We start from the raw sequence: 22,918 nt of genomic DNA on the forward strand, positions 1-22,918 counted from the left end.
AGCGATGAAGCCTACCGAACAGGTCTTTTTGTGGGCTAATTATAGTTCATCAGCTATGCCAAGCAAACCGTAAGGTTTTCTCTCGAAGTTTATCTGGACTGATCGTTCCAGATATGTTATATTGCCATTACAGGAGGTGTTACTCATGGCAAGGACAAGAGAGTTTAACGAGGATCAAGCACTACATCAAGCGATGCTGTTGTTTTGGAAAAAGGGTTATGAGGCAACAAGCATACCGGATTTGCTGCAGGTTATGGGCATTAGCCGTTCTAGTCTTTACGATACTTTTTCTGACAAGCAAACGTTGTACATTGCCGCACTGGAACATTACAAAAAGGTTAGCTTCAATAGACAGGTCATTCTTGAACGGGCGTCAAGCGTTAGAGCAGGGATTCAACAATTTTTTGAGCAACATATTACTTCAGCGTACGATACGAGCCTACCCGGCGGGTGTTTTGTAACGAATGCAGCTACAACACTAGAGTCGCGGGATGAAAAAATAAATGAATTGATAAAGACTAGTTTTTTGAATTTAGAACAGGCTTTTTGCGAGCTTTTGGAAAAAGGCCGACAATCAGGCGAACTTGATAAAACCACTGATGTCAAAGCGTGGTCTTATTTATTGCTGAATTTACATCAAAGCATAAATATTATGGCAAAAGCAGATCAAGATCAGCAACGTGCCAAAGAGATGATAAGCTTTGTAATTGCAGCAATATAAATTTTTTTGGTTATTCTGGAACGATCGTTCCGTTATTGTAAATCATCCTTAATGCGGAGAAGAGACTTATGAAAATATCATTTATCGGGCTTGGGAAAATGGGCTTTCCAATGGCCCAAAATTTGTTGAAAGCTGGTAATGAATTAATCGTTTTTAATCGTACTCGTGAAAAAGCGCAACCCCTAATAGATCAGGGAGCGCATTATGCCGAGACACCATTGGAGGCAGCACAAAAGAGCGATATGGTCATAACCATGCTTTCTGACGATGCCGCTTTGGAGGAGATTGTTGAGGGCCCAAATGGAATTTTGAATGGATTATCAGAAAAAGGAATTCACATATCTACCAGTACGATCAGTGTAGATCTGGCTCGGAAATTGTCCGCGGCGCATGCGGAGAGAAAGCAATACTTCGTGTCTGCCACAGTGCTAGGGCGTCCGGATGCCGCTAAAGCAGCTAAATTGCGCATCATTTTGGCAGGTCCGGAGCAAGCCAGACAACAGTTAATTCCTGTGTTAGAACAATTAGGTCAGGAAATATTCGAGATTGGGGATTATAGCGAAGAAGGAAATGTTGTGAAAATAGGCGTAAACTTTTTAATTGCTTCTATGCTGGAAGCTTTATCAGAAACGCAGCTGATGGTAGAAAAGTATGGCATAGAGCCAGCCCGTTTTATGGATGTGGTGAATGCTCTTTTTCAATCTCCCTTATATCAGAACTATGGGGCGATAATGACAGAACAGCGGTTTGAACCAGCTGGTTTTAAAATGAAGCTAGGGCTGAAGGATGTTGCACTGGCTATAGAGGCAGCGCAGTCCGTCCAAGCTCCTCTACCTTTGGGCCAACTTATCCATCATCATTTATCTGAAGGAATAGCCCGTGGTTATGGTGAGATGGATTGGACCGCTTTAATCCGTTGTCTAGAGCATCCTTCTTAAAAAATAGGGTTGCCCCAAATCTCTGTTGGTTGTAGTGCAGGAGAAAAATTAAAAGAGGTGTGATAAATCATGGAAATAGGTGTTACTTCGTTCGTAGAAACAAAGCCTGATATTGAGACTGGAATTGTAATGAGTCATGCACAGCGATTACGAGAAGTAGTCGAAGAAATCGTCCTTGCGGATCGGGTGGGACTTGATGTTTTTGGTATCGGTGAGCATCATCGTGAAGATTATGCAGCTTCTTCACCAGCAATCGTGTTGTCCGCTGCTGCGTCCTTGACTAAACGGATTCGCCTGGCTAGTGCTGTGACGGTCCTTTCATCTGCTGATCCTGTACGTGTGTTTCAGGATTTTGCTATGCTTGACGGCATCTCCAATGGACGTGCCGAGATTATAGCGGGCAGGGGTTCATTCGTTGAATCCTTTCCGTTGTTTGGTTATGGCTTACATGACTATGAGGAGCTATTCAATGAAAATATCGAACTGCTTATGAAAATACGGGGTTCCGAGAAAGTAACTTGGAAGGGAGGCCATCGGCCAGCAATTCATAATTTGGGCGTATACCCGCGGCCCGTCCAAAGCTCTTTACCAATATGGATTGGCAGCGGAGGTACACAAAGCTCTGCCGTTCGTGCAGGACTTTTGGGTCTGCCATTGATGTTGGCGATCATTGGCGGGAATCCAATGAATTTTGCTCAGCTTGTAGAGCTGTACAAGAAGGCGGCGGCCCGCGCTGGACATGATGTATCGCAGCTTCAGGTGGGATCTCATTCGATTGGATTCGTCGCAGAAGATACGGAACGGGCAGCAGATATCTTTTTTCCATCTACCCAATACGGCATGAACAAGCTCGGGAAAGAACGAGGATGGTCGTATTATGACCGTTCCAGCTATGATGCGGCCCGAAGCTTTGATGGCGCATTGTACGTTGGAGATCCAGAAACAGTTGCTCAGAAGATCATTCATCTACGGAAGCATGTAGGTATTACACGCTTTATGATGTATGTTCCACTAAGCACGATGCCACATGAGCAGGTGTTGCGGGCTATAGAACTGCTCGGAACGGAGGTTGCTCCACGAGTACGAGAGGAAATTGCCAAGTGGGAAGCTGAGAAGGAATAGGAATTATACAAGCAATCATTATTGTATTGGAGGATTTTCATGAGTATCGATAAACGTATACTACCAGAATTAAGAGAGGCATATTCACAATTTCCAGGGTTTCAATTGGAAGAGAATTTAGAGTGGAGCAGAAGTTTAGTGTCGGCTCCGTCAGTGAAGAGATCAGAGCATGTAAACACAACCAGTCGAAAAATACCGGGTGTTGCAGGGGAGATGCTGGTGAAAATATATGAACCTGCTGGGCGAAATGCTGACAAGCTTCCAGCTATGCTGTGGATTCACGGGGGCGGATACGTGTTGGGTCATCCTGATATGGATGACGAGTTGTGTGAACGTTTTGTTCAGACGGCTAGATGTGTTGTCGTGTCGGTTGATTATAGGCTGGCACCCGAGCACCCCTATCCAGCTGCAATCGAAGATTGTTATGCTGGCTTAGTATGGATGACGGAGGAGGCGAAATCGCTTGGCATTGATGAGAATCGGGTTGCGATTGCTGGTGCAAGCGGTGGCGGCGGGCTGACAGCAGCACTTGCGCTGATGGCACGAGACAAAGGTGGACCATCCATTATCTTTCAAATGCCGTTGTACCCGATGCTCGACAACCGTAACACTACGCCATCAAGCCATGAGATTACGGAAGAAGGTGCAATCTGGAACCGGACGGACAACTTAACGGCTTGGAACATGTACCTGGGCGAGGAGAACGATGCCAGCAGGATAACTACCTATGCGGTACCAACGAGAGCGGAGAATTTAGCTGGACTGCCACCAACCTATACCTGTGTAGGTCAGCTTGATCTATTCCGAGATGAGACGATCGAATATGTAACACGACTTGCGCAAGCAGGTGTAGATATCGAATTTAACCTGTATCCCGGATGTTTTCATCTTTTCGAAATATTCGTTCCAGAAGCGGAAGTGAGTCAGCGCGCCGTTCAGAGCTATATGGATGCGATGGCCCGGGCACTTCACCCCAAACACTCTCCATCCCCAAGCGAGAGCTGTTAATAATGCAAGCACAAACCATATGATCATTGCTCCTTGTTGTAGATTGAAATCCTCGCCGATTATGCGAGAAAAGATTCTATACAAGGTGGTCATTTCATCACACACAAAAAATACACCCTTAGAATAGACCGGACAAACCATAGGTTTATCAATGTCTATTCCAAGAGGTGTATTTCATAATATTAAAGCGGGTAATCTTAACGAAGCGTCTTGAGCGCACCGCTCCAAGCCAATACTTGATCAAGCATGCCATTTACATTGGTCAGGTGAAGATCCGCTGGTTTGAACACAGAACCGTTCTCGAAATCAGTGAACAGGGACAGGGCTGGATGTACACGAACATCTGCTACAGACAGTTCTCCCAAGATTCCACGTAAATGCTCAGCTGCACGAGCGCCACCTACAGAACCATAACTCACGATACCCGCTGCTTTGTTGTTCCAAGCTTCACGCGCGTAATCGAGTGCATTTTTCAGTGATGCGGAAATACTGTGGTTGTATTCTTGAACGATAAATACGAAACCGTCTAACGTAGCAAGCTTTGTATTCCAAGCAGTTGCTTGTTCAGTAGCATCAACTTCTCCCATTAGTGGAAGTTTGAAGTCCGCGATATCTACGATCTCATAATTAGCATCTCCACGTGCATCTGCTACCTTTTTAACCCATTCCCCTACTTGTGGGCTTAAACGACCTTGACGAGTACTTCCCAGAATGATTCCGATGTTTAATTTAGACATTGTTTGTTCCTCCTCGATTTTTGTTCTACCAAATAGTTTGTCTAGAAATCCCATGAATTACACAACCTTCAAATAAATAATATTAAGCGTGTTACGCTCTAGTTGTCTTTAAGTTAAGTATCTTTAACATGAGATAATAATACCGTGTTTAGTTTACTTTGTCAAGCAACTTAATAATAGTTAGTTTATAATTTTGTCTCACCTTTACAAATTTAGTTGTCTAGAATATAATTGTTTAAGCAACTATTAAAAAGAAGATGAAATGAGAAGAGGTCTGATCATGACGACAAAGCATAACCAATCCGAACTTACGTTAGGATTTATGATGGGAACGACCTATCGTAAATTAAGCGCGTTATTCCAAAATGGGCTAAAGGAATATGATATAACACCTGAGCAATGGTCAGTGCTTTTTCAAGTCGACAGAACGGAAGGGCTGATTCAGAAGGATATCGCGAAGCGTTCGGGTAAGGATAAACCAACTACGACGCGAATTCTGGATCACTTGGAGGGAAAAGGGCTGGTCTATAAAAGAACCGGGGAGAATGATCGGCGTTCTTTTAAGGTTTATATTACGGAAAAAGGAAGAGCTCTGATAAAGGAGACCTTTCCTATTGAGGATCAAGTCACAGATGAGATTATGAACTGTATTTCCAGTGATGAATATGAGCTGCTCATGGGGTTGCTGCTAAGAATAAACAATCATATTGATCAAATAAATGATGGAGAGTAGGAACGTAAGTTATGCCAGAACAACAAGAACTACGTACGAAACTATGGACCAAGTCTTTTATTGCTTTAACGTTTAGTGCTTTATTTTTATTTATGAATTTACAGATGCTGCTATCTTCATTTCCGTCTTATGTTAAAAGTGAATTTCAAGCCGGAGATATTATGGTCAGCTTGGTTACAAGTGTATTTGCGCTAACTGCGATTGCTTCACGTTTTATGACTGCTTTTCTGATGCGGAGGGTTAGCCGCAATGTACTATTATATATTGGTTTAGCCATCGCGGCCGCCATAACCGGTCTTTATGTGGTAGCAGACTCAATCGGGTCACTATTGCTGATGCGGGTAGGCTATGGGATTGGGTTCGGGATTGCCAGCACGATTATTCCCACGATTGTTTCACAGATTATTCCTAGCAAAAGAATGGGCGAAGGGATCGGGTATTTCGGCTTATCAACCAGTCTTGCAATGTCCATTGGTCCTATGATTGGTTTGAACGTAATGAAGCAATCGGGGTTTGGAACACTGGCGATGATCGGAACATTCACCTTGCTTCTTGCCTTTCCAGTCCTATTGTTCTCACGTTCACTTCCAGCTGTACCGAAAAAACAGCCTATTGAGCGATCCATTGCACCATCCAAACCAATCAAGGTTCCTTTTAATACAAAGTTAGTATTGCCTGCAATACTGAATGTCTTACTCGCGATCACTTATGGTGGATTGCTTAGCTTTATCGCTTTGTTCGGCGAAGCGGTACATTTAGAGCAAGTGGGTTTGTTCTTTTTATTTAACGCGATAACAATCATTATTATTAGACCTATCTCCGGCAGATTATTTGATAAAATAGGTCCGGCTGCTGTTCTGATTCCAGCAGCGGTTTGTGTCGTCGCGAGCTTAACAGTGCTCTCGTATACAACATCCATGCCCATGCTCATTATATCCGCATTGCTGTATGGACTCGGCTTTGGAGCTATTCAGCCAACTATACAGGCATGGATGCTTCGGACGTCTACACCTGTACAGTATGGCATGGCGAACAGTATGTTTTATAACTCAACAGATTTAGGGGTAGCCAGTGGGGCCATTATTCTTGGGGCAATCTCGGCGGCATCCGATTATGGGATGATGTATCGTTATTCTGCTGGGTTCATGGTGCTGTTTTTAATTATTTATATTGGGATTCAGATTACTAAGGCCAGAAATAACCCTTCAGCGTTAAGTCAATAAGGGATGATTTCAGATTAAGCTAATCTTTAGGTACTATTCATATCGTTTTAAGCTAAGGGGGTTATAGTAATCACATAACCCCCTTAAATATAGACCTTGACCCTGCCGGACGTTGGCAGGGTCCTTTTTTTGTTGATGAAGAGGACAGAGATCTGTAGATTAAGCCAATCTTTATCTACTATTCATATTCTTTTAAGCTAAGAGGGTTATAGTAATCACATAACCCCCTTATAATATAGACCTTGACCCTGCCATACGTTGGCAGGGTCCTTTTTTTTTATGTTCTTGCACCATCCCGAAAACATAGGTAGTATACAGATTTTATCCACTAAGGACGGTATAATGAAGAAATCAGGGATGGCCAAAGAAGTAGAGGAGAGGTTCACAAATGAATATGACATGGAATCTGGATAGCTTATATCCTTCCTTTGAGTCAGAGAAGTTAAAAGACGATCGTGGGCTACTCGGTCAACTTATTATAGATTTAAAAGCCTGGGCTGAGGGCAATCTAAAGCTTGAGGGTGTTTCCGTCGCAGCGATCGAGGACTTTCTAAGACTCTACAACGATTATAAAAGCGTATATGTATGTTTATTAGCCTATGCAGAGTTAACGCTTAGCGCAGACAGCAGTTCTGAGGAAGCCATGAATCTTGCTGATGATATTGAACATTTGAGCTCAGAGATTGCTGGGGTAGTTGCGGGTTTTAAACGATGGATTAGCACTTGTGAACACATAGATGAGCTTATCGTTAGCTCAACTTATCTTCTGAAACATCAATTTTATTTAAAGGAGCTTCTTCTGCAATCCCGTTATGTGTTAAATGAGGAAGTGGAAGTTGCGATTGCCAGAATGCAGAGCACGGGTTCCAAAGCGTGGGGAAGGCTCTACATGGAGAGCGTATCGAGTACACTTGCAGATGTGGTAGTACATGGGGAAACTAAGAAAGTAACGCTTGCGGAACTAAGGAGTATGGCCTATGAGAATAACGCTACATTAAGAAAAGCGGCTTATGAAGCCGAGGCTGAAGCTTGCAGTCGTATTGCTGGGGTTTGTGCAGCTTGCATGAATGGAATAAGTGGTGAGGCGCTAACGATTTATGGCATGCGTGGATATCAATCTTCTCTGGAAAAGGTGTTAGTGGCATCGCGAATGGACAGTGAAACTTTATCGGCAATGCTCGCCGCTCTTCAGGAGAGTTTGCCAGCTTTTCATACCTATTATCAAAAGAAAGCCAAACTGCTGGGACATTCCACAAAGCTGCCTTTTTACGATATTTTTGCACCGATTGGCGAAGAAAGTGTAAAAATCTCTTACGAAGATGCTCAAAAAACAATTGTCTCTAGCTTCGGAACCTTTAGCGAGGAATTGGCCAATTTAGCTCAAAAGGCTTTTGATCAGCAATGGATTGATGCAGAACCTAGAGCGGGTAAGGGTGGATATGGGCTCTGCATTGATATTTTTCCGATAGGCGAGAGCAGAATCATGACACAGTTCACTGGAAATGCTATAGATATTAGTATACTTGCCCATGAGCTCGGCCATGCATATCATAGCTCCTGTCTGGGAAAAGAAACGATGCTGAACACAGATTATCCGATACCGATTGCCGAAACGGCTTCGATCTTTTGCGAGACGATCGTAAATCAGGCACTACTCACTAGTTCGACCAAGAAGGAAACGCAGCTTCTATTGGAGAGAAGTATTTCCGATGCTGGGTATTATCTTGTAGACTTCTATGCCCGTTATTTATTTGAGCTTAAACTATATGAGAGAAGAACCTCGGGTCCGCTTCCTGTTCAAGAGCTGAACGAACTGATGATTGCTTGTATGGTGGAAGCTTACGGTGAGAGCATTGATCCTGATACGATCCATCCTTACATGTGGATGAACAAGGCCGGATATTTTATGGCTGGTTATGAATTTATGAACTTCCCGTATTCTTTCGGACTGTTATTCGCTAAAGGACTCTACGCAGAATATTTAAAAAAGGGCGAGGAGTTCGTCGCCCGGTATCGTCAGTTCCTTAGTGCTACCAGCAAGCATAATATTGCAGATGTAGCAAAGTTTATGGATATTGATGTACACTCCATTGATTTTTGGAGAGGTGCTTTAATGCTGATTGAAACCGATATTGAGGCATTCATCAGTACGACCTAAACAACTCTCCAGTTATGATCACAGGTAGCTTCAATTTGGCCGCGTTTTTCAATGTAATTCGTGACAATTTCAGACATGTCGATCAGTACTTCTTTGACAATCGGCTTGCCCTTATACATCTCATAATCTCCACCGCCGCTTGCTCTATAGTTGTTCATAACAACATCATATTCCTTAGAGTCCTCCACAGGCTGCCCACGATGCAGCAGATGGAGGACTCTTTTGCCTACAGGTTTATTGACATGAAGCTCGTAGTGGATGCCTTCCCACATATCATAATTGTAATGTTGCGATTTAGGTTCTACATAAGCAGGGTTAACAATTACATTTCCCTCTAGATCCTTTTGAAAATAGTTGGCGGTTTGTTCCAGTGCCTCTTTTATATCTTGTCCGGTCAGTCTTAGCACAGTTAGCGTGTTTGGATAAATGAAGTTGGAAAGAATATCTCTCCGAGTAATGGTGTTACTGAAGCCCTTGCAATCGTTGCTGAGTAAAGCTGCTGTCGAGATCTCTACACCTGTAGCTTCCATTTGTACCTTATTTACAAATTCTATAAAGGGATGGTCAGCCAATCGGCATTCATCTGCACTAGAAATAGAAAGGTCACCGATAACTGTACCTATTCTCTCATCCAACCAGGCTTCTGTTTCTGATTCAAGCGTGCTGCTAAGCTCTAGAATTGTATCATCTACAGCGGTCTTGTCGTCTACAGCAAGGAGTTCCGCTTGTTTACTCTTAATCTTCCAACGTTCGTTTTCTTTTTGAAAGACTACTGAAATCTTACCGAGGGAATGTCCATTACAACCAGGCTGTATGATCGTCACACCATTTAGCTCACTAGCTATGAAGCGATGCTGATGTCCGGTAATTAATACATCTAAGCCTTCAACCTCTGTGCACATTGCATAGGCTTGATTCTCTCCAGTTAGTCTCTCTACAGGTTCACCACTAAGGAGGTCGCGCTCGAACCCGCCATGATAAGCTACAACGAGTAAATCGGGCTGTTCTTCTTCTCTAATAGTGGCACACCAAAGCTTTACAGTCTCTAACGAATCCTTAAATTGAAGTCCTTCTATATGGACAGGATTCTCCCATTGGGGAATGTAATGTGTGGTAACTCCTAGAATGGCTACTTTGATTTTTTTGTCTACCCATTTGATGATATAGGGTCTACCAAATGCAGGTTTACATGTCGCGCGATTTATAATTCCAGCAGATAACCAAGGGAATTTGGAATCCTGAATGGCTTTATTAAGTAGTGGCTTACCAAAATTAAATTCATGGTTACCAATAATTGCAGCGTCATATTTCAATTCATTCAATGCAGCTATGCCTGGATTTAGTTCTTCACTGTACTGTGTGGCTGCATAATAAGCTAGCGGTGTACCTTGAATAAGATCACCGTTATCGAGAAGTATTAGCTCTGGACAATGGGATCTTTCTTGTTTAATAAGGCTAGCAATGGTTGCTAAGCCTTTTTGTCGTTTCTCACCCGTGCGGTAATCAATGGGCCCAAAATGCCCATGTAGATCACTTGTTATGAGGATTTCGCAGGTTAAGGTGTTGTCTTTATTCATGGGTAGCCTCCTACGGATAATAAGTTCAGACCTCATTCTATCAGATAATTTGGAAATTTTAAGAGATTAAAATAAATTTTACATATATTTAATAGTTAGAGGCCTTAGATTTAATACAAAATATTTATAGTCTAGAAGTACTAAAAAAAAAGAGAACAGTGGAGGTCTTTCGTTTGAGAAAAATAAGTAAATTCGTATTGCCGCTAATGATGTCTATTACTTTGCTTAGTGGTTGTGGTGCTAATAACACTGCTAATACTGCAAACCAAGGATCGACGGATGGAGCAAATGCACCGAAGGAAACGGCAGCTCCTGTAGCAGAGGGTTATGTTCCAGAGAAGCTCACAGTACAATTTGTCCCTTCCCAAAATGCGGATACGCTCGAAGCTAAGGCGAAACCTCTTGAAAAATTACTGGGTGATAAACTCGGTATTCCTGTAGAAGTAAGTGTCTCTACTGATTACAACACTGTTATCGAAGCTATGGCTTCCAAAAAAGTAGATTTAGGTTTCCTTCCTCCAACAGCTTACGTATTGGCAAAAGAAAAAGGAGCTGCTGAAGTTATTCTTCAAGCTCAACGTTTTGGTGTAAATGATGAAACGGGTGCTCCGACAGATGAATTGGCTGACTTCTATAAATCTATGATTATCGTTAAGAAAGATTCTGCGATCCAATCCGTTGCCGATTTGAAAGGCAAAAAAATCGCTTATCAAAACGTTACATCCTCAGCAGGTTTTGTATGGCCGGCTGCAACACTAATGGATGCAGGACTTGATCCGTTGAAGGATGTACAAGCTATCACGGTTAAGGGACATGACCAAGGCGTACTTGCTGTACTGAACGGTGATGTAGATGCCGCAGCTATTTTCCAGGATGCTCGTAATATAGTCGTTAAGGATTATCCGAAAGTATTTGAAGATACTCGTGTTCTCGCTTTTACTGATAAAATCCCTAACGACACGATTTCGGTCCGTTCAGATATGAATAAGGAATGGATTGAGAAGATTCAGCAGGCGTTTATTGATATCGCTGCTGACAAAGAAGGACATGAGATTATCAAAGATATTTACTCGCATGAAGGTTATGTGAAGTCACAAGATAGCAACTTTGACATTGTTCGTGAATACAACAATAAAGTAAAAACAGAGTAGTTCAGGCCGTTCAAGGATACAACGATGTTGGTGTATAACAGGAACTAAGGATAGCCAGCTCCGGATTCCCCCCCGGACCTGGCTATCTCTTTTATACGAATATACGAAAACACAAAAAGGAATGATTTTCATGATAGAGCTTCGTAATGTGTCCAAGACGTATCTAAACGGAACCAAAGGCTTAAACAACATTAACCTGACTATTCCAGCTGGAGAATTTGTAGCTATTGTTGGTCTTTCGGGTGCGGGAAAGTCAACCCTGCTACGTTCCATTAACCGGCTTCATGATATTTCAGCAGGCGATATTCTTATAAATGGGAAATCCATCACGAAGGCAAAGGGAAGCCAGCTCCGAATGATCCGTAGAAATATCGGAATGATCTTCCAAAGTTTCAACTTGGTGAAACGTACGACTGTGCTTCGTAATGTATTGGCAGGGCGGGTCGGCTATCATTCCACAATACGGACGATAATTGGCAAATTCCCACAGAAGGATATTGATTTAGCCTTCGAGTCTCTCGATCGGGTCAATATTGCTGAGAAGGCCTACACACGTGCAGATCAACTATCTGGAGGTCAGCAGCAGCGCGTGGCTATTGCTCGTGTTCTTGCGCAGGAGGCGCAAATTATCCTTGCAGATGAACCTGTCGCTTCACTGGATCCACTGACGACCAAGCAGGTTATGGATGATTTGAAAAAGATTAATATGGAGCTTGGGATTACGACCATCGTGAATTTGCATTTTATCGACCTCGCTAGAGAATATGCCACCCGGATTATTGGGCTCCGGGCAGGAGAAGTGGTCTTCGATGGTCCTGTATCCGAGGCCACCGATGAGAAATTTGCTGAGATTTACGGCAGACCGATTCATCAGGATGAGTTGTTAGGTGAGCCTGTAAGCGGAGGCATGTGATATGAGTGTGAATGCAGAGAAGCTACATCCCAAACCGCCAAGAAAGATAAAGCATTATTTTACAGCTATTATATTAGTAGTATTACTGTGGAGAAGTGCGGTCTTGACCGATTCATCCATTGGAGAGCTGATCTCCGGTCTGCCAAATATGCTGGATCTGCTTAAGGAAATGTTCCCTCCAAACTGGGGGTATTTTGACAATATTATAGATGCGATGCTGGAGACGATCCGGATGGCATTGGTCGGTACAACATTTGGTGCCATTCTGGCGGTTCCCATTGCCTTGCTGTGTGCAAGCAATATTACGCAAAGCCGATGGCTTCATTATCCGGTACGTATGCTGCTGAATTTGATCCGCACAATTCCCGATCTACTGCTGGCTTCTATTTTTGTCGCCATTTTTGGCCTCGGTGCGCTTCCGGGAATATTTGCTTTGACGGTATTTTCGCTAGGGCTGATCGCCAAGCTTACCTATGAATCGTTGGAGACGATTGAACAGGGACCTTTGGAAGCAATGACTTCAGTCGGAGCGAATAAGACTCAACGAATTATGTTCGGCGTCATTCCGCAGGTACAGGCTCATTTCATGTCTTATGTGTTGTATGCCTTTGAGATTAATGTCCGTGCTGCAGCAGTTTTAGGTTTGGTAGGCGCGGGTGGAATCGGCCATTACTATGAAGTGACATTAGGCTTTTTAGAATACGATAAGACTTGCACCATCATCTTGTTCACATTAGCAGTAGTCTTGATTATTGATTATGTAAGCACTAAGCTGCGGGAGAAATTAATATGAGTAAATCATGGAATACCCTAGTACCCAAACCTCGTAAAAATCGTTTCCGATGGCTGATTTATGTAGCATTAGCGGCAGTGTACATCTGGGCTTTTTCGGGAGTGCCGTTTAATGGATTTAAAGAAACCGCTGGGATCATTACTAAGGCCATCTTTGCCGGGATATTCTCTCCTGACTGGGCCTTCGTTTATTTACCAGATGGGGAGGATCTGCTTCGAGGATTACTTGAGACGTTAGCTATTTCAATTTTAGGGACTTTTATCTCGACCTTCATATGTATCCCCTTTGCTTTTTGGGCTGCGGTCAACATGAGCAAGGGAAAGGCGATTTCGGGCTCCGGCAAGCTAATATTAAGCTTTATACGGACATTCCCTGAGATCATTATGGCTTTGCTGTTCATCAAGGCTGTTGGGCCGGGTTCATTTGCGGGTGTACTGGCACTAGGACTGCATTCCGTCGGCATGCTCGGCAAATTGTTCGCGGATGAGATTGAGAATATTGATAACGGTCCACTCGAAGCCTTAATCTCTTCTGGTGCCAGCCGCATGCAGGTGTTATGGTTTGCTGTTGTGCCGCAGGTATTGCCAGGCTTTCTATCCTACACTTTATACAGATTCGAAATTAACGTTCGCTCAGCTACGATTCTGGGTGTGATTGGAGCAGGCGGGATTGGCACACCGTTAATCTTCGCCCTCAGTTCACGGAATTGGGACCGTGTCGGAATTATCCTGCTAGGTATCATTGCGATGATTACGATTATTGATCTGATTTCCGGCATGATTCGGAAGAAGCTAGTGTAACAGAATCGCATAATTACATGTTAGACAAAGACCTCCTTAGGGTATGAATCGAGCCTATGGGGGTCTTATTATGATTAGCGCACTATTCGGAAAAGCTATATAGAAGTAATAATACTTTTTGTGTTAACATATGTTGGTCTATCAGAATTGTAATGAAGGAGTTGAAGGTTTGGAATCTGCGCTTATTGGCAGCTTTGTATCAGCAATGGCTACGGTTCTTGGAGCGTTTCCGATCCTGTTTGTGAAGAGGTTATCTGAGAAATGGAAGGACGTTCTCGTTGCTTTTACTGCAGGTATAATGGTATCGGCTTCTACATTTGGACTCATGCCGCAAGCGATTAAAGAATCGGGGATTATCGCATTAACCTTGGGCCTGATTACAGGAGTTCTGCTGCTTGATTTAATTGAAAAGAACATCCCGCATATCGACGTGGAGAATAAACCCGGATATACCAATATGGATTCCAAGGCGCTGCTCGTTTTGATTGCATTGTTCATTCACAATATACCAGAAGGTCTTAGTACGGGATTTAGTTATGCCAGTGAGCAGGCGAGTCTGGGTCCCACCGTGGCCATAGCGATTGGTGCGCAAAATATGCCTGAAGGATTGATTCTCGCAGTCTTTCTGATGAATTCTAGAACAACTAAGTTAAAAGCCTTGGGAATCGTTACGCTTACCGGACTTATGGAAATGGTATCTGCGGTTATTGGGTATTTTACGGCGAGTTACCTACAGAATGTAGTGGGCTATGGTCTTGCTTTTGCCGCCGGGGCTATGCTATTCATCGTCTACAAGGAACTTATTCCAGAGAGTCATGGTCATGGTTACGAACGGCCTTCGACGTATTCGTTTATCTTTGGATTGTTGATTATGGTGTATATTACGCAGATATTTGGGTGAATAGGGAAAAAACGGCCAATGAAGTGCCAGAGCAGCTTAAGCTGCCTGACCTCATTGGCCGTCTTTATGGTTTAATCTATAATTATCCTCGCAAAATCGTCTCGATTTGCTCCAGCTCTTCTGCGCTTAGCTCCGGTGCATTCAAGGAAGCGACTGCATCTTCAATCTGGCTCACCTTACTTGCGCCGATCAAAGCTGAAGTGACTTTACCTCCGCGGAGTACCCAAGATAACGCTAGCTGAGACATTTTTTGTCCACGTGCAGCAGCAATCTCGTTCAGTTTGCGAACTTTAGCGATCTTCTCTTCCGTAATGGCATCTTCGGACAGGAATACACTTGGTCCAGCAGCGCGAGAATCAGGAGCAATTCCGTTAAGATAGCGGTCGGTCAGAATGCCTCCTTGTAGTGGAGAGAACACAATCGATCCGATACCCTCCTCAGTTAATACATCCTGCAAGCCATCTTCAATCCAGCGGGACATCATGGAGTAGTTAGGTTGATGAATCAGGCATGGCGTTCCAAGTCGACGCAGAATTTGTGCCGCTTCGCGTGTCTGTTCAGGGTTGTAATTCGAAATCCCAACATACAGCGCTTTACCTTGACGTACAATAAGATCCAGCGCAGCCATAGTCTCTTCCAGTGGTGTATTCGGATCTGGACGGTGGTGATAGAAAATATCTACATAATCAAGGCCCATACGTTTCAAGCTTTGGTCTAGACTGGAGACGAGATATTTCTTGGAGCCCCATTCGCCATATGGACCGGCCCACATATAATATCCAGCCTTAGTAGAGATGACCATTTCATCACGATAAGGAGCAAGATCCTTCTTAAGGATTTGACCAAAGCTTTCTTCTGCGGAGCCAGCTGGGGGACCGTAGTTATTAGCGAGATCAAAATGAGTGATTCCAAGATCGAAAGCTCTTCTTGCCATGGCGCGACCATTCTCGAATAAGTCGTTTCCGCCAAAGTTATGCCAAAGTCCTAGCGAGATCGCCGGAAGGAGTAGACCGCTTTTTCCAGTGCGGTTATATTTCATATTGTCATATCTGGTAGCGCTTGCGTTATACATCATTATTTCCTCCTAAAAAGACTTATTTCTGATTACGTTACGTCCTTATTGTAGCGAAAGATCCCGGACAAACGTATGTCAGCAAGGAAGAAGTTTATAGCACAATGTCATTTTCGAGATGACGGATACGGTATTCTTTTGGAGAACAACCTTTCACCTTCTTGAACATTCGCGAAAAGAGTAAGGGGTCCTGATAGCCGACGGAACGGGAGATCTCACCGATAGTACAGAGGGTTTCTGTCAGAAGCTCGCATGCTTTAGCGACACGGTAATTCAATAAATATTGCTGTGGTGGCATACCAATGGTCCGTTTGAACAAGGAAGATAAATATTTGCGATCCAGCTTGAGAGAAGAAGACAGCATTTCCACCGAAATGTTCTCACAATAATGTGTATGCAAAAAGTGGAGACTTTGCTCGACGTAAATACTCTTTTGACGCGGTAAAGGAAGTACATCCGGAACAGCTGGCACCGCTTGTAGCAAGAGGGAGAAAAACTCATACATGATCGCTTTTAGCGGCAGGTCAAGACAATCCGAATTGTCGGCTGCTTCTGTCAGGCGTTCGTAGAGATTAGGCATAAGCTGTTTATCCATCGGGAAGATTGGCTGCTCAGGGGTCAAGGAGGTTTTGGATAAAATATATGATACCTGTTCTCCGGTAAAGGCTACCCAGGAATAGATCCAAGGATTGGTCAGGTCCGCTGCATAAGAAGTAACGATATGAGGGTAGGTAAGAAAAGCTTGTCCCGCTTGCAGGATATGGGTTTGTTCACCCACAGATACCTTTCCAGTTCCCTCATGAATGAAATGTATTTTGTAAACGTCACGAACTCCAGGTCCGAAAAAATGCCCAGGTAGACACTGCTCCCGCCCCCAGTAATGGAGATGCAGATCGGGATTACCTCTGAAGGGACGCTCAGAATTATAATTAAAAATCGCCATGAATGCTTCAGTCTCTTTCTTTTATAGAGTTAACTAAGGGTGATTATGCCCGCTTTCTTTTATTATACAGCATATTTTAGTGGGAACATTACTTGGAATGGTTTGCGAATTCTGTGATAGAAGTTTATCCCAGCTCAGTTTGGTTAAGTAAGCTATGAAGCTGAAAGTATGAGCTAACTTCGATCATTAGGAGGTAATGGAGATGAATAAGAGAATAGTGGGTGTCTTTGCTGCCGAATACGAAGCTTCGAGGGCAATTGAAGAGTTGAAACGTCAAGGCTGCAGAACAGAGGACATATCGATTATCGCGAGAAATTCAGAGAGTGCGGATACGCTTAGAGATGAATCAGGGACGCAAGCGCCGGAAGGAATAGCTACTGGTGCAGCTACGGGTGGTCTGCTGGGTGGATTAACTGGGCTCTTGATGGGGATAGGCGCTTTGGCTATTCCAGGCATCGGGCCGATCATTGCAGCCGGACCGCTTGCGGCAACACTTGCTGGAGCGGCAATAGGTGCAGGCAGCGGTGGATTAGTTGGCGGTCTTATTGGACTTGGCATTCCTGAAGAGGAAGCCAAGCGGTACGATAACTATGTAGATGAAGGCCATATTCTTGTAATGGTGGATGTGGAGGGCGAGCAGAAAGAGGAAGAAGTGAAGCGGATCTTCGTACAGCATAATAGTCTGAACACAGACCGTTTTGAGGAAATTGCGAATATGAATACAGCTGAGAATCGAAATTATGATGGCAGTGTAAAGGAAAGTGATGCGCTCCGGGCAGCTGATCAACAAGAGGCGAGAAATTTGGCTCAAGCTACCGGAACCATGGATGCCATGGATACCTTAGCGAGTGAGCGCATTAGAAATAAATAAGAGATGATTATCTATTTAGTAATAAAAACAGACTATTTCACTAGCCAAGGGTGAGCTGGTGAGATAGCCTGTTTTTTTGTGTAATGCTATAGAGAGGCAACATTCTGTCTAACGGTTAGTCCATCCGGTATTTCTTTGCCAGGCAGGAAATGAATGCTACGGATGTAGCGGATTGTTCGACTCTGTGCCCGCATGATGACCGAATGCGTCTCAGCGCGCTCTTTGCCGATAAAACGGACACCATTCAGAAATTCACCTGAGGTTACGCCAGTGGCGGCAAAGAGTACGTCGCCTGTGCCAACCATGTCCTCCATGTATAACACTCGCGTAGGATTAGAAATTCCCATACGGACACAGCGCTGCTGCTCAAGAGGTCCATCAGGAAGCAAACGGCCCTGCATTTCTCCACCAAGACATTTCAGTGCGGCAGCGGCAAGGACGCCTTCAGGTGCTCCGCCCGAGCCCATGTACAAATCGACATCGCTATCCGGCAGGGCTGCCGCAATAGCGCCAGCCACATCGCCGTGACCGAGTAGCTTAATCCGTACACCCGCTTCTCGAAGACTATGAATGAGCTCTTCATGCCGTTTGCGGTCAAGTACCATTACTGTGAGCTCGGAGAGGGACTTGCCACTGAAGAGGCATGCTTTCTGGAGAGTGACCTCCACAGGGTCTTCAAGACTAAGCTTCCCGGCAAGCTCAGGACCGCAAGCGAGTTTCTCCATATAAATGTCTGGAGCATGCAGCAGGCTGCCCTTATCTGCTATGGCAATCACGGATTGGGCATTGTGAAGACCACAGGCCACCACTTCAGTGCCTTCCAGAGGATCGACGGCTACATCGACAGACGGCCCCTTTTGATTCCCGACTTTCTCGCCAATATAGAGCATTGGAGCATCATCCATCTCTCCTTCACCAATGACGACCGTTCCGTCGATGGAGACAGAATCAAACATGGAGCGGATGGCAGTCGTGGCTGCATCATCTGCCGCATTTTTATCTCCCCGCCCGATCCAGCGAGCTGAGGATAATGCACCTAGTTCAGTTACCCGTACAATCTCAAGAGCCAGTTCGCGATCCATTCTAATTCCCTCCAGTACATCCCATAAATTTTAACTGAATGTTAGATATAACCCATTATAATACCGGCGGTTTCTTCTATAGCTTTGTCGGTAATATCGATTACAGGACAGCCTAGCTTATTGAACAGAGAAGAGGCATATTCCATCTCCTCTGTAATCCGCTCCAGCCTTGCATATTGGGAGCCAGTCGGTAACCCAAGCACCTTCAGCCGCTCGGAGCGAATCTTCAGCATATACTCCGGCTTCATGGTTAGTCCGATCAGTCGGTTCGACGGCAAGCTTAGCAGCTCTTGCGGAGGAGCAATTTCTGGAATAATCGGATAGTTAACGACCTTTTTCCCCCGATGGGCCAAAAAGATACTAAGTGGTGTTTTTGAAGTACGGGACATCCCTAGTAGAACGATATCGGCCTTCAGCATAGCGCCGAGATCGCGGCCATCATCACAGGCAACTGTGAATTCGATAGCCTCCATACGGCGGAAGTAGTTCTCATCAAGCTGGTGCAATAAACCCGGTCGCTGCTGAGGAGCGTCGTCAAACGTATCAATGAAAGCTTGCATCATTGGGCCCATGATATCGACGATACGAAGGTCAAGCCGTACAGCCTCTTCTTTAATCATCTCTCTTAGCTCCGGCTGCACCAGCGTATAGACGACAAAACCTTTATGCTGCGCGGCTTCTTCCATAAGCTTCCGGAGCTCATCTTCATGTCTAATGTTCCCGTATCTTTTGATGGTGATCTGCTGATTCTGGAATTGATGAATGACGGCCTGCACGACAGCTTCCGCCGTATCTCCTATAGAATCTGAGCAGATCGTTATTAGGTTGGAAGATTGCTCGATGCTCATGAATTCCTCCTGTTATCCTTTGGCTTCTAGTTCGAGGAGAAGTTTTACGATAGCAGTTTTCGTCAAGCGTCCTATGACATCCAGTTTCGTACCATTGTCTTCTGTGGCGCTGGGAACAACTACCGGTAAACTATCTACCTCGTGAAAAATCATTTTATGTGCGGCATCAAGCACCGTCTCATCTGGTGAAGTTGTGACTACCTTGGGCTGGCGTGTCATGACCATGCTTACGGGCATGGAGACAGCGCCCGGATTGCCAAGGGTTACTTTCAGGAAATCCTTACGTGAAGCAACACCGGTGAGCTTGCCCTCTTCGTCACAAATAATAAGGGTGCCAACATCCTGTAGAAATAGCGTAACTACGGCATCTTGAACCGTAGTAGTCTCACGGATAATAATAGGTACACTTTGAATCTCTTTTACCTTTGTCTCCTGCAACAAATAATTGCTTCCCAGACGATTAGATGATTTGAGTCCCGGGAAGTAACCGACTTTAGGTTTAGCATCGATATATTTGAGCATAACCAGAACAGAGAGATCGGAGCGAATCGTTGGCCGTGTTAAATTCAGACATTCGGCAATCTGTTCGCCGGTAATCGGAGCTCTTTTGTTCACAATATCAATGATTTCTAGTTGACGTGATGTTAGTTCGATCGCAATTCCCTCCACTTCAGATAAAAAGGCATTCCTCTTTAGAAAAGAAGCGCCGTTAAGCGAATCCTCCTTTCATATATGAGTCATATATAGATATTTTTAATTTAACTTGGTTATATAATACGCAATAGTGGTCATAAATGCAATATATAGTATGTCATATATTCATTTTTTTTGACGCAGATGTACGGACCCTACGCTTTAACATTAATTGTTTCAAGGCATCAGCATTGACCAGGATGGTCCCAGCAATGATAGTGAATACACCGAGGATCGTAACCCAATTCACGGCTTCATGATAAAAGAAAAAGCCAACACCTACGGCAATCGGTGGAGAGATATAGAGCCAGGTAGAGGGGAACACAGGATTTGTCTTAGCGACGAGCCAGTAGAACAACGAATGACCGACCATCGAGCCGATTACGATTAGATAGAGCAGTGAACCTGCGATCTCGTAAGAGAGTAGAAACTCAGGATGTACATTTTCGGTGGCTAAGGAAAGAATGAATAACAGCACTCCACCATACATCATTTGGGCTGCATTTAGTGCGATTGGAGAGACCTCAGGCATACTATTGATTACTTTTTTAGAATAAATCGCACCTACTGCGTAACAGCATTCCCCAATGAGGACAGCTGCGCAGCCGATGAGCCATAACGGTGAAATATCAACGACAAGATTAGGAAGAACGAGCAGCAATACGCCGGTCAACCCGATGATACAACCATATAGGGAGATGGCAGGTGCTTTTTGACGAAGAATAGAAGTTTGGAGCAACAGAATCATGATCGGACCCGTGGCAGAGAGTACAGCTGCTAACCCGGAAGATACATATTGTTCAGCCCAGTAGAGACCTGCAAAGGTGCCAAAGGTTAACGCAGATCCGGTGAAGAGCATTTCTTTACGCAGGAGCAGGGAGAAGCTAGCCTTTCGTTTCCAGACCATCCATAGAAATAGAACAGCGCCTGCAACAAAAAATCGCAAGCCTGCTGAAAAGAAGGGCGGCGCACCGGCATCTACACCGATTTTGATAGCTAGAAAGGTCGTGCCGAAGATCAGACATACAAGTGCATAAGCGAATAAGATCATTTTGAAAGTCCCCTTTAGTGTGTGTATATTACGATCCTTGAAGCAGTCCGTTAATCATATAGGGCAGAACACAGAACAGATGATGTTGAATAGAACAGATGACTTCGAAAATCGTGTACAATACTGTAAATAGGAGTTGTTCGGAGAGGAGTTGCAGTGAGGTGAAAAAGTCAGCGAGCGTGGAGAATAATCATCCCTTGTTTCGGCAGGTATATGAATTTCTAGTGAATCGCATGGAGCGAGGGGAGTGGGGGGCACATGATAAGCTTCCTTCTATACGGCTGCTAGCGGAGGAATTACAGGTACATCGACTGACAGTATTCAAAGCGTATAGAATGCTGACAGAGGATGGAAAAGTTTATGTAAAAGATAAATCAGGTTATTACGTATCGCCTGTTAGCTTGGTTCCTATTGTAGAAAAAGGAGCAGCAGTGACTGCCTATGCGCTCACTAATCCTCTTTCGGATATACAGAGAATGCCTGCTAAGTATCAGTTCTCACAGGCGCTGATTGATCCAGGTCTTTTGCCAAATCTTTTTCTATCCGACTATGTCAAAAAAGTGTTCGATTTATATCCCAAGGTCATGGGGACGTACTCTTCGGTTCAGGGAGATGAGGAGTTACGGGAGACGCTAAGTCGTCATTTTCGGAAGAAGCATTGGCTACAGTTATCTTCGGAAGAGCTGCTTATTACTTCAGGTGCGCAGCAGGCGATCAATCTGATTGCACGAATTGTGCTCGGGCCTATGGACACGGTGCTTGTGGAGCGACCAACCTACAGTGTGGCCATGGATATTTTTCGCCGGGAGGGGGCAAGGCTGGTTCCGGTGGAGATCACTCCGATGGGCTACGACTTGGAGGAAGTTGAAGCGCTGATGAAAAAGCATAGACCGCGCATGTTCTATATCAATCCGACTCATCATAATCCAACTGGATATACAGTGCCAGCGCAGCAACGTAAACTGTTGGTCGAGCTTGCCGAGCGTTATCGCTGTCTGTTAGTCGAAGATGATCCGTTCCGCGATATGTATTTTGAAGAGGAGCCCCCGCCGCCCTTTTTTGCTTACGATACCGAAGGTTGGGTGATCTATATTAGCAGCTTCAGTAAATATGTAGCCCCAGGCTTACGGATCTGTGCGGTGGCTTGTCGCTATCCGTTTATGGAGCGCTTGATCACGGCCAAATCACTCGCGGACAATGGTACTCCGCTGCTTAACCAGAAGATATTCCTACATTACTACACGTCATCACGTTTGCAACAGCATCTCGGTAAGCTACGCATTGCACTTCAGGTGCATAAGGAGATTGTAGAGGAGGAGCTGGCTGGGACTGGGTGGGAGTGGACGCCTCCGCAAGGGGGCTTAAATTTATGGGTGAAGCTGCCGGACCATCTTTCGGCGGATCGACTGTTTGTCTCAAGTATGGCGCAGTCGATTGCTTTTGTGCCAGGAGAATTGTTTGATCCGCTTGGTGAGATGAGGTCGAGGATTCGAATAAGTTACTCCTTTGCAAGCGAAGGGGTGCTACGTGAGGGGATTCAGCGGATGATTGCAATTGCGCGAGGGTTATGAGTAGGTACAGTA

The 22,918-nt window shown here is 44.5% G+C and carries 22 protein-coding genes; 14 read left to right on the forward strand and 8 right to left on the reverse strand.

Annotated elements, in window-relative coordinates; all coding sequences use genetic code 11:
* The first annotated feature begins 145 nt into the window (after positions 1–145).
* From MKX41_RS29805 to MKX41_RS29820, 4 genes are all read left to right on the forward strand, one after another.
* Positions 146–721: a TetR/AcrR family transcriptional regulator gene (locus MKX41_RS29805; protein WP_149646538.1), complete on the forward strand. Its 576-nt coding sequence runs from the start codon at positions 146–148 to the stop codon at positions 719–721.
* A 68-nt stretch (positions 722–789) separates the two neighbouring features.
* Positions 790–1,659: an NAD(P)-dependent oxidoreductase gene (locus MKX41_RS29810; RefSeq protein ID WP_340974378.1), complete on the forward strand. Its 870-nt coding sequence runs from the start codon at positions 790–792 to the stop codon at positions 1,657–1,659.
* A 69-nt stretch (positions 1,660–1,728) separates the two neighbouring features.
* A complete protein-coding gene (locus tag MKX41_RS29815; protein ID WP_340974380.1) occupies positions 1,729–2,781 on the forward strand; it encodes an LLM class flavin-dependent oxidoreductase in 1,053 nt (350 codons plus the stop codon).
* Positions 2,782–2,820: 39 nt separating this feature from the next.
* Positions 2,821–3,789, forward strand: coding sequence for an alpha/beta hydrolase (locus MKX41_RS29820; protein WP_340974382.1), 969 nt, complete (start codon positions 2,821–2,823; stop codon positions 3,787–3,789).
* Positions 3,790–3,986: 197 nt separating this feature from the next.
* On the opposite strand, the gene MKX41_RS29825 is transcribed toward MKX41_RS29820, so the two are convergent.
* Entirely contained in the window at positions 3,987–4,526 is a 540-nt protein-coding gene (locus tag MKX41_RS29825) for an NADPH-dependent FMN reductase (RefSeq protein ID WP_042124617.1), read from the reverse strand.
* Between the two features lie 280 nt (positions 4,527–4,806).
* Here MKX41_RS29825 and MKX41_RS29830 point away from each other — a divergent pair, with 280 nt between their 5' ends.
* The 3 genes from MKX41_RS29830 to MKX41_RS29840 all read left to right on the forward strand — a co-directional run bounded on the left by MKX41_RS29830 (position 4,807) and on the right by MKX41_RS29840 (position 8,640).
* Positions 4,807–5,259, forward strand: a complete 453-nt coding sequence (locus MKX41_RS29830) for a MarR family winged helix-turn-helix transcriptional regulator (RefSeq protein ID WP_042185346.1) — start codon at positions 4,807–4,809, stop codon at positions 5,257–5,259.
* Between the two features lie 11 nt (positions 5,260–5,270).
* Positions 5,271–6,482, forward strand: coding sequence for an MFS transporter (locus tag MKX41_RS29835; RefSeq protein ID WP_340974385.1), 1,212 nt, complete (start codon positions 5,271–5,273; stop codon positions 6,480–6,482).
* A 388-nt stretch (positions 6,483–6,870) separates the two neighbouring features.
* Positions 6,871–8,640, forward strand: a complete 1,770-nt coding sequence (locus MKX41_RS29840) for a M3 family oligoendopeptidase (RefSeq protein ID WP_340974386.1) — start codon at positions 6,871–6,873, stop codon at positions 8,638–8,640.
* On the opposite strand, the gene MKX41_RS29845 is transcribed toward MKX41_RS29840, so the two are convergent.
* The gene (locus MKX41_RS29845) at positions 8,637–10,217 is read right to left on the reverse strand and encodes a bifunctional metallophosphatase/5'-nucleotidase (RefSeq protein WP_340974387.1); all 1,581 of its coding nucleotides are present in this window, start codon (positions 10,215–10,217) and stop codon (positions 8,637–8,639) included. The two genes, MKX41_RS29840 and MKX41_RS29845, sit on opposite strands and share 4 nt — an antisense overlap.
* A 173-nt stretch (positions 10,218–10,390) precedes the next feature.
* Between MKX41_RS29845 and MKX41_RS29850 the strand changes: the two genes are divergently transcribed.
* The 5 genes from MKX41_RS29850 (at position 10,391) to MKX41_RS29870 (ending at position 14,775) form a co-directional block, all read left to right on the forward strand.
* A complete protein-coding gene (locus tag MKX41_RS29850) occupies positions 10,391–11,368 on the forward strand; it encodes a phosphate/phosphite/phosphonate ABC transporter substrate-binding protein (RefSeq protein WP_042185354.1) in 978 nt (325 codons plus the stop codon).
* Between the two features lie 130 nt (positions 11,369–11,498).
* Complete coding sequence (phnC, locus tag MKX41_RS29855; protein WP_340974388.1) at positions 11,499–12,281, forward strand: phosphonate ABC transporter ATP-binding protein; 783 nt, start codon at positions 11,499–11,501, stop codon at positions 12,279–12,281.
* A 1-nt stretch (position 12,282) separates the two neighbouring features.
* Positions 12,283–13,074: a phosphonate ABC transporter, permease protein PhnE gene (gene phnE / locus MKX41_RS29860; protein ID WP_042185358.1), complete on the forward strand. Its 792-nt coding sequence runs from the start codon at positions 12,283–12,285 to the stop codon at positions 13,072–13,074.
* Positions 13,071–13,874, forward strand: a complete 804-nt coding sequence (gene phnE, locus MKX41_RS29865) for a phosphonate ABC transporter, permease protein PhnE (protein ID WP_042185360.1) — start codon at positions 13,071–13,073, stop codon at positions 13,872–13,874. The genes phnE (MKX41_RS29860) and phnE (MKX41_RS29865) overlap by 4 nt, the downstream gene beginning before the upstream one ends.
* A 169-nt stretch (positions 13,875–14,043) precedes the next feature.
* Positions 14,044–14,775 (forward strand): ZIP family metal transporter, encoded by a 732-nt coding sequence (locus tag MKX41_RS29870; protein WP_042185362.1) that lies wholly within the window; start codon positions 14,044–14,046, stop codon positions 14,773–14,775.
* 82 nt (positions 14,776–14,857) lie between these two features.
* Here MKX41_RS29870 and MKX41_RS29875 read toward each other — a convergent pair whose 3' ends face one another.
* Together MKX41_RS29875 and MKX41_RS29880 are read right to left on the reverse strand one after the other, a co-directional pair.
* Positions 14,858–15,847: an aldo/keto reductase gene (locus tag MKX41_RS29875; RefSeq protein WP_371915722.1), complete on the reverse strand. Its 990-nt coding sequence runs from the start codon at positions 15,845–15,847 to the stop codon at positions 14,858–14,860.
* 94 nt (positions 15,848–15,941) lie between these two features.
* On the reverse strand, positions 15,942–16,790 hold the full coding sequence (locus MKX41_RS29880) for an AraC family transcriptional regulator (protein WP_076283977.1): 849 nt from the start codon (positions 16,788–16,790) through the stop codon (positions 15,942–15,944).
* Positions 16,791–16,992: 202 nt separating this feature from the next.
* Between MKX41_RS29880 and MKX41_RS29885 the strand changes: the two genes are divergently transcribed.
* Positions 16,993–17,661 carry a general stress protein gene (locus MKX41_RS29885; RefSeq protein WP_076283978.1) on the forward strand — a complete coding sequence of 223 codons (669 nt, stop codon included), beginning with the start codon at positions 16,993–16,995 and terminating at the stop codon, positions 17,659–17,661.
* Between the two features lie 86 nt (positions 17,662–17,747).
* Here the strand turns inward: MKX41_RS29885 and glpX are convergent, their stop codons facing one another.
* The 4 genes from glpX to MKX41_RS29905 all read right to left on the reverse strand — a co-directional run bounded on the left by glpX (position 17,748) and on the right by MKX41_RS29905 (position 21,335).
* Entirely contained in the window at positions 17,748–18,743 is a 996-nt protein-coding gene (gene glpX, locus MKX41_RS29890) for a class II fructose-bisphosphatase (RefSeq protein ID WP_042185368.1), read from the reverse strand.
* 41 nt (positions 18,744–18,784) lie between these two features.
* Positions 18,785–19,591 (reverse strand): pyruvate, water dikinase regulatory protein, encoded by an 807-nt coding sequence (locus tag MKX41_RS29895; RefSeq protein WP_340974391.1) that lies wholly within the window; start codon positions 19,589–19,591, stop codon positions 18,785–18,787.
* A gap of 12 nt (positions 19,592–19,603) precedes the next feature.
* On the reverse strand, positions 19,604–20,260 hold the full coding sequence (locus MKX41_RS29900; protein WP_042185371.1) for a helix-turn-helix transcriptional regulator: 657 nt from the start codon (positions 20,258–20,260) through the stop codon (positions 19,604–19,606).
* A gap of 142 nt (positions 20,261–20,402) precedes the next feature.
* A complete protein-coding gene (locus MKX41_RS29905; RefSeq protein ID WP_042185373.1) occupies positions 20,403–21,335 on the reverse strand; it encodes a DMT family transporter in 933 nt (310 codons plus the stop codon).
* Between the two features lie 161 nt (positions 21,336–21,496).
* On the opposite strand from MKX41_RS29905, the gene MKX41_RS29910 reads away from it, so the two are divergent.
* Entirely contained in the window at positions 21,497–22,906 is a 1,410-nt protein-coding gene (locus tag MKX41_RS29910; protein ID WP_042185381.1) for an aminotransferase-like domain-containing protein, read from the forward strand.
* Positions 22,907–22,918 lie beyond the last annotated feature (12 nt).

The organism is Paenibacillus sp. FSL R5-0475 (assembly GCF_038004585.1).
Lineage (GTDB): Bacteria > Bacillota > Bacilli > Paenibacillales > Paenibacillaceae > Paenibacillus_AQ.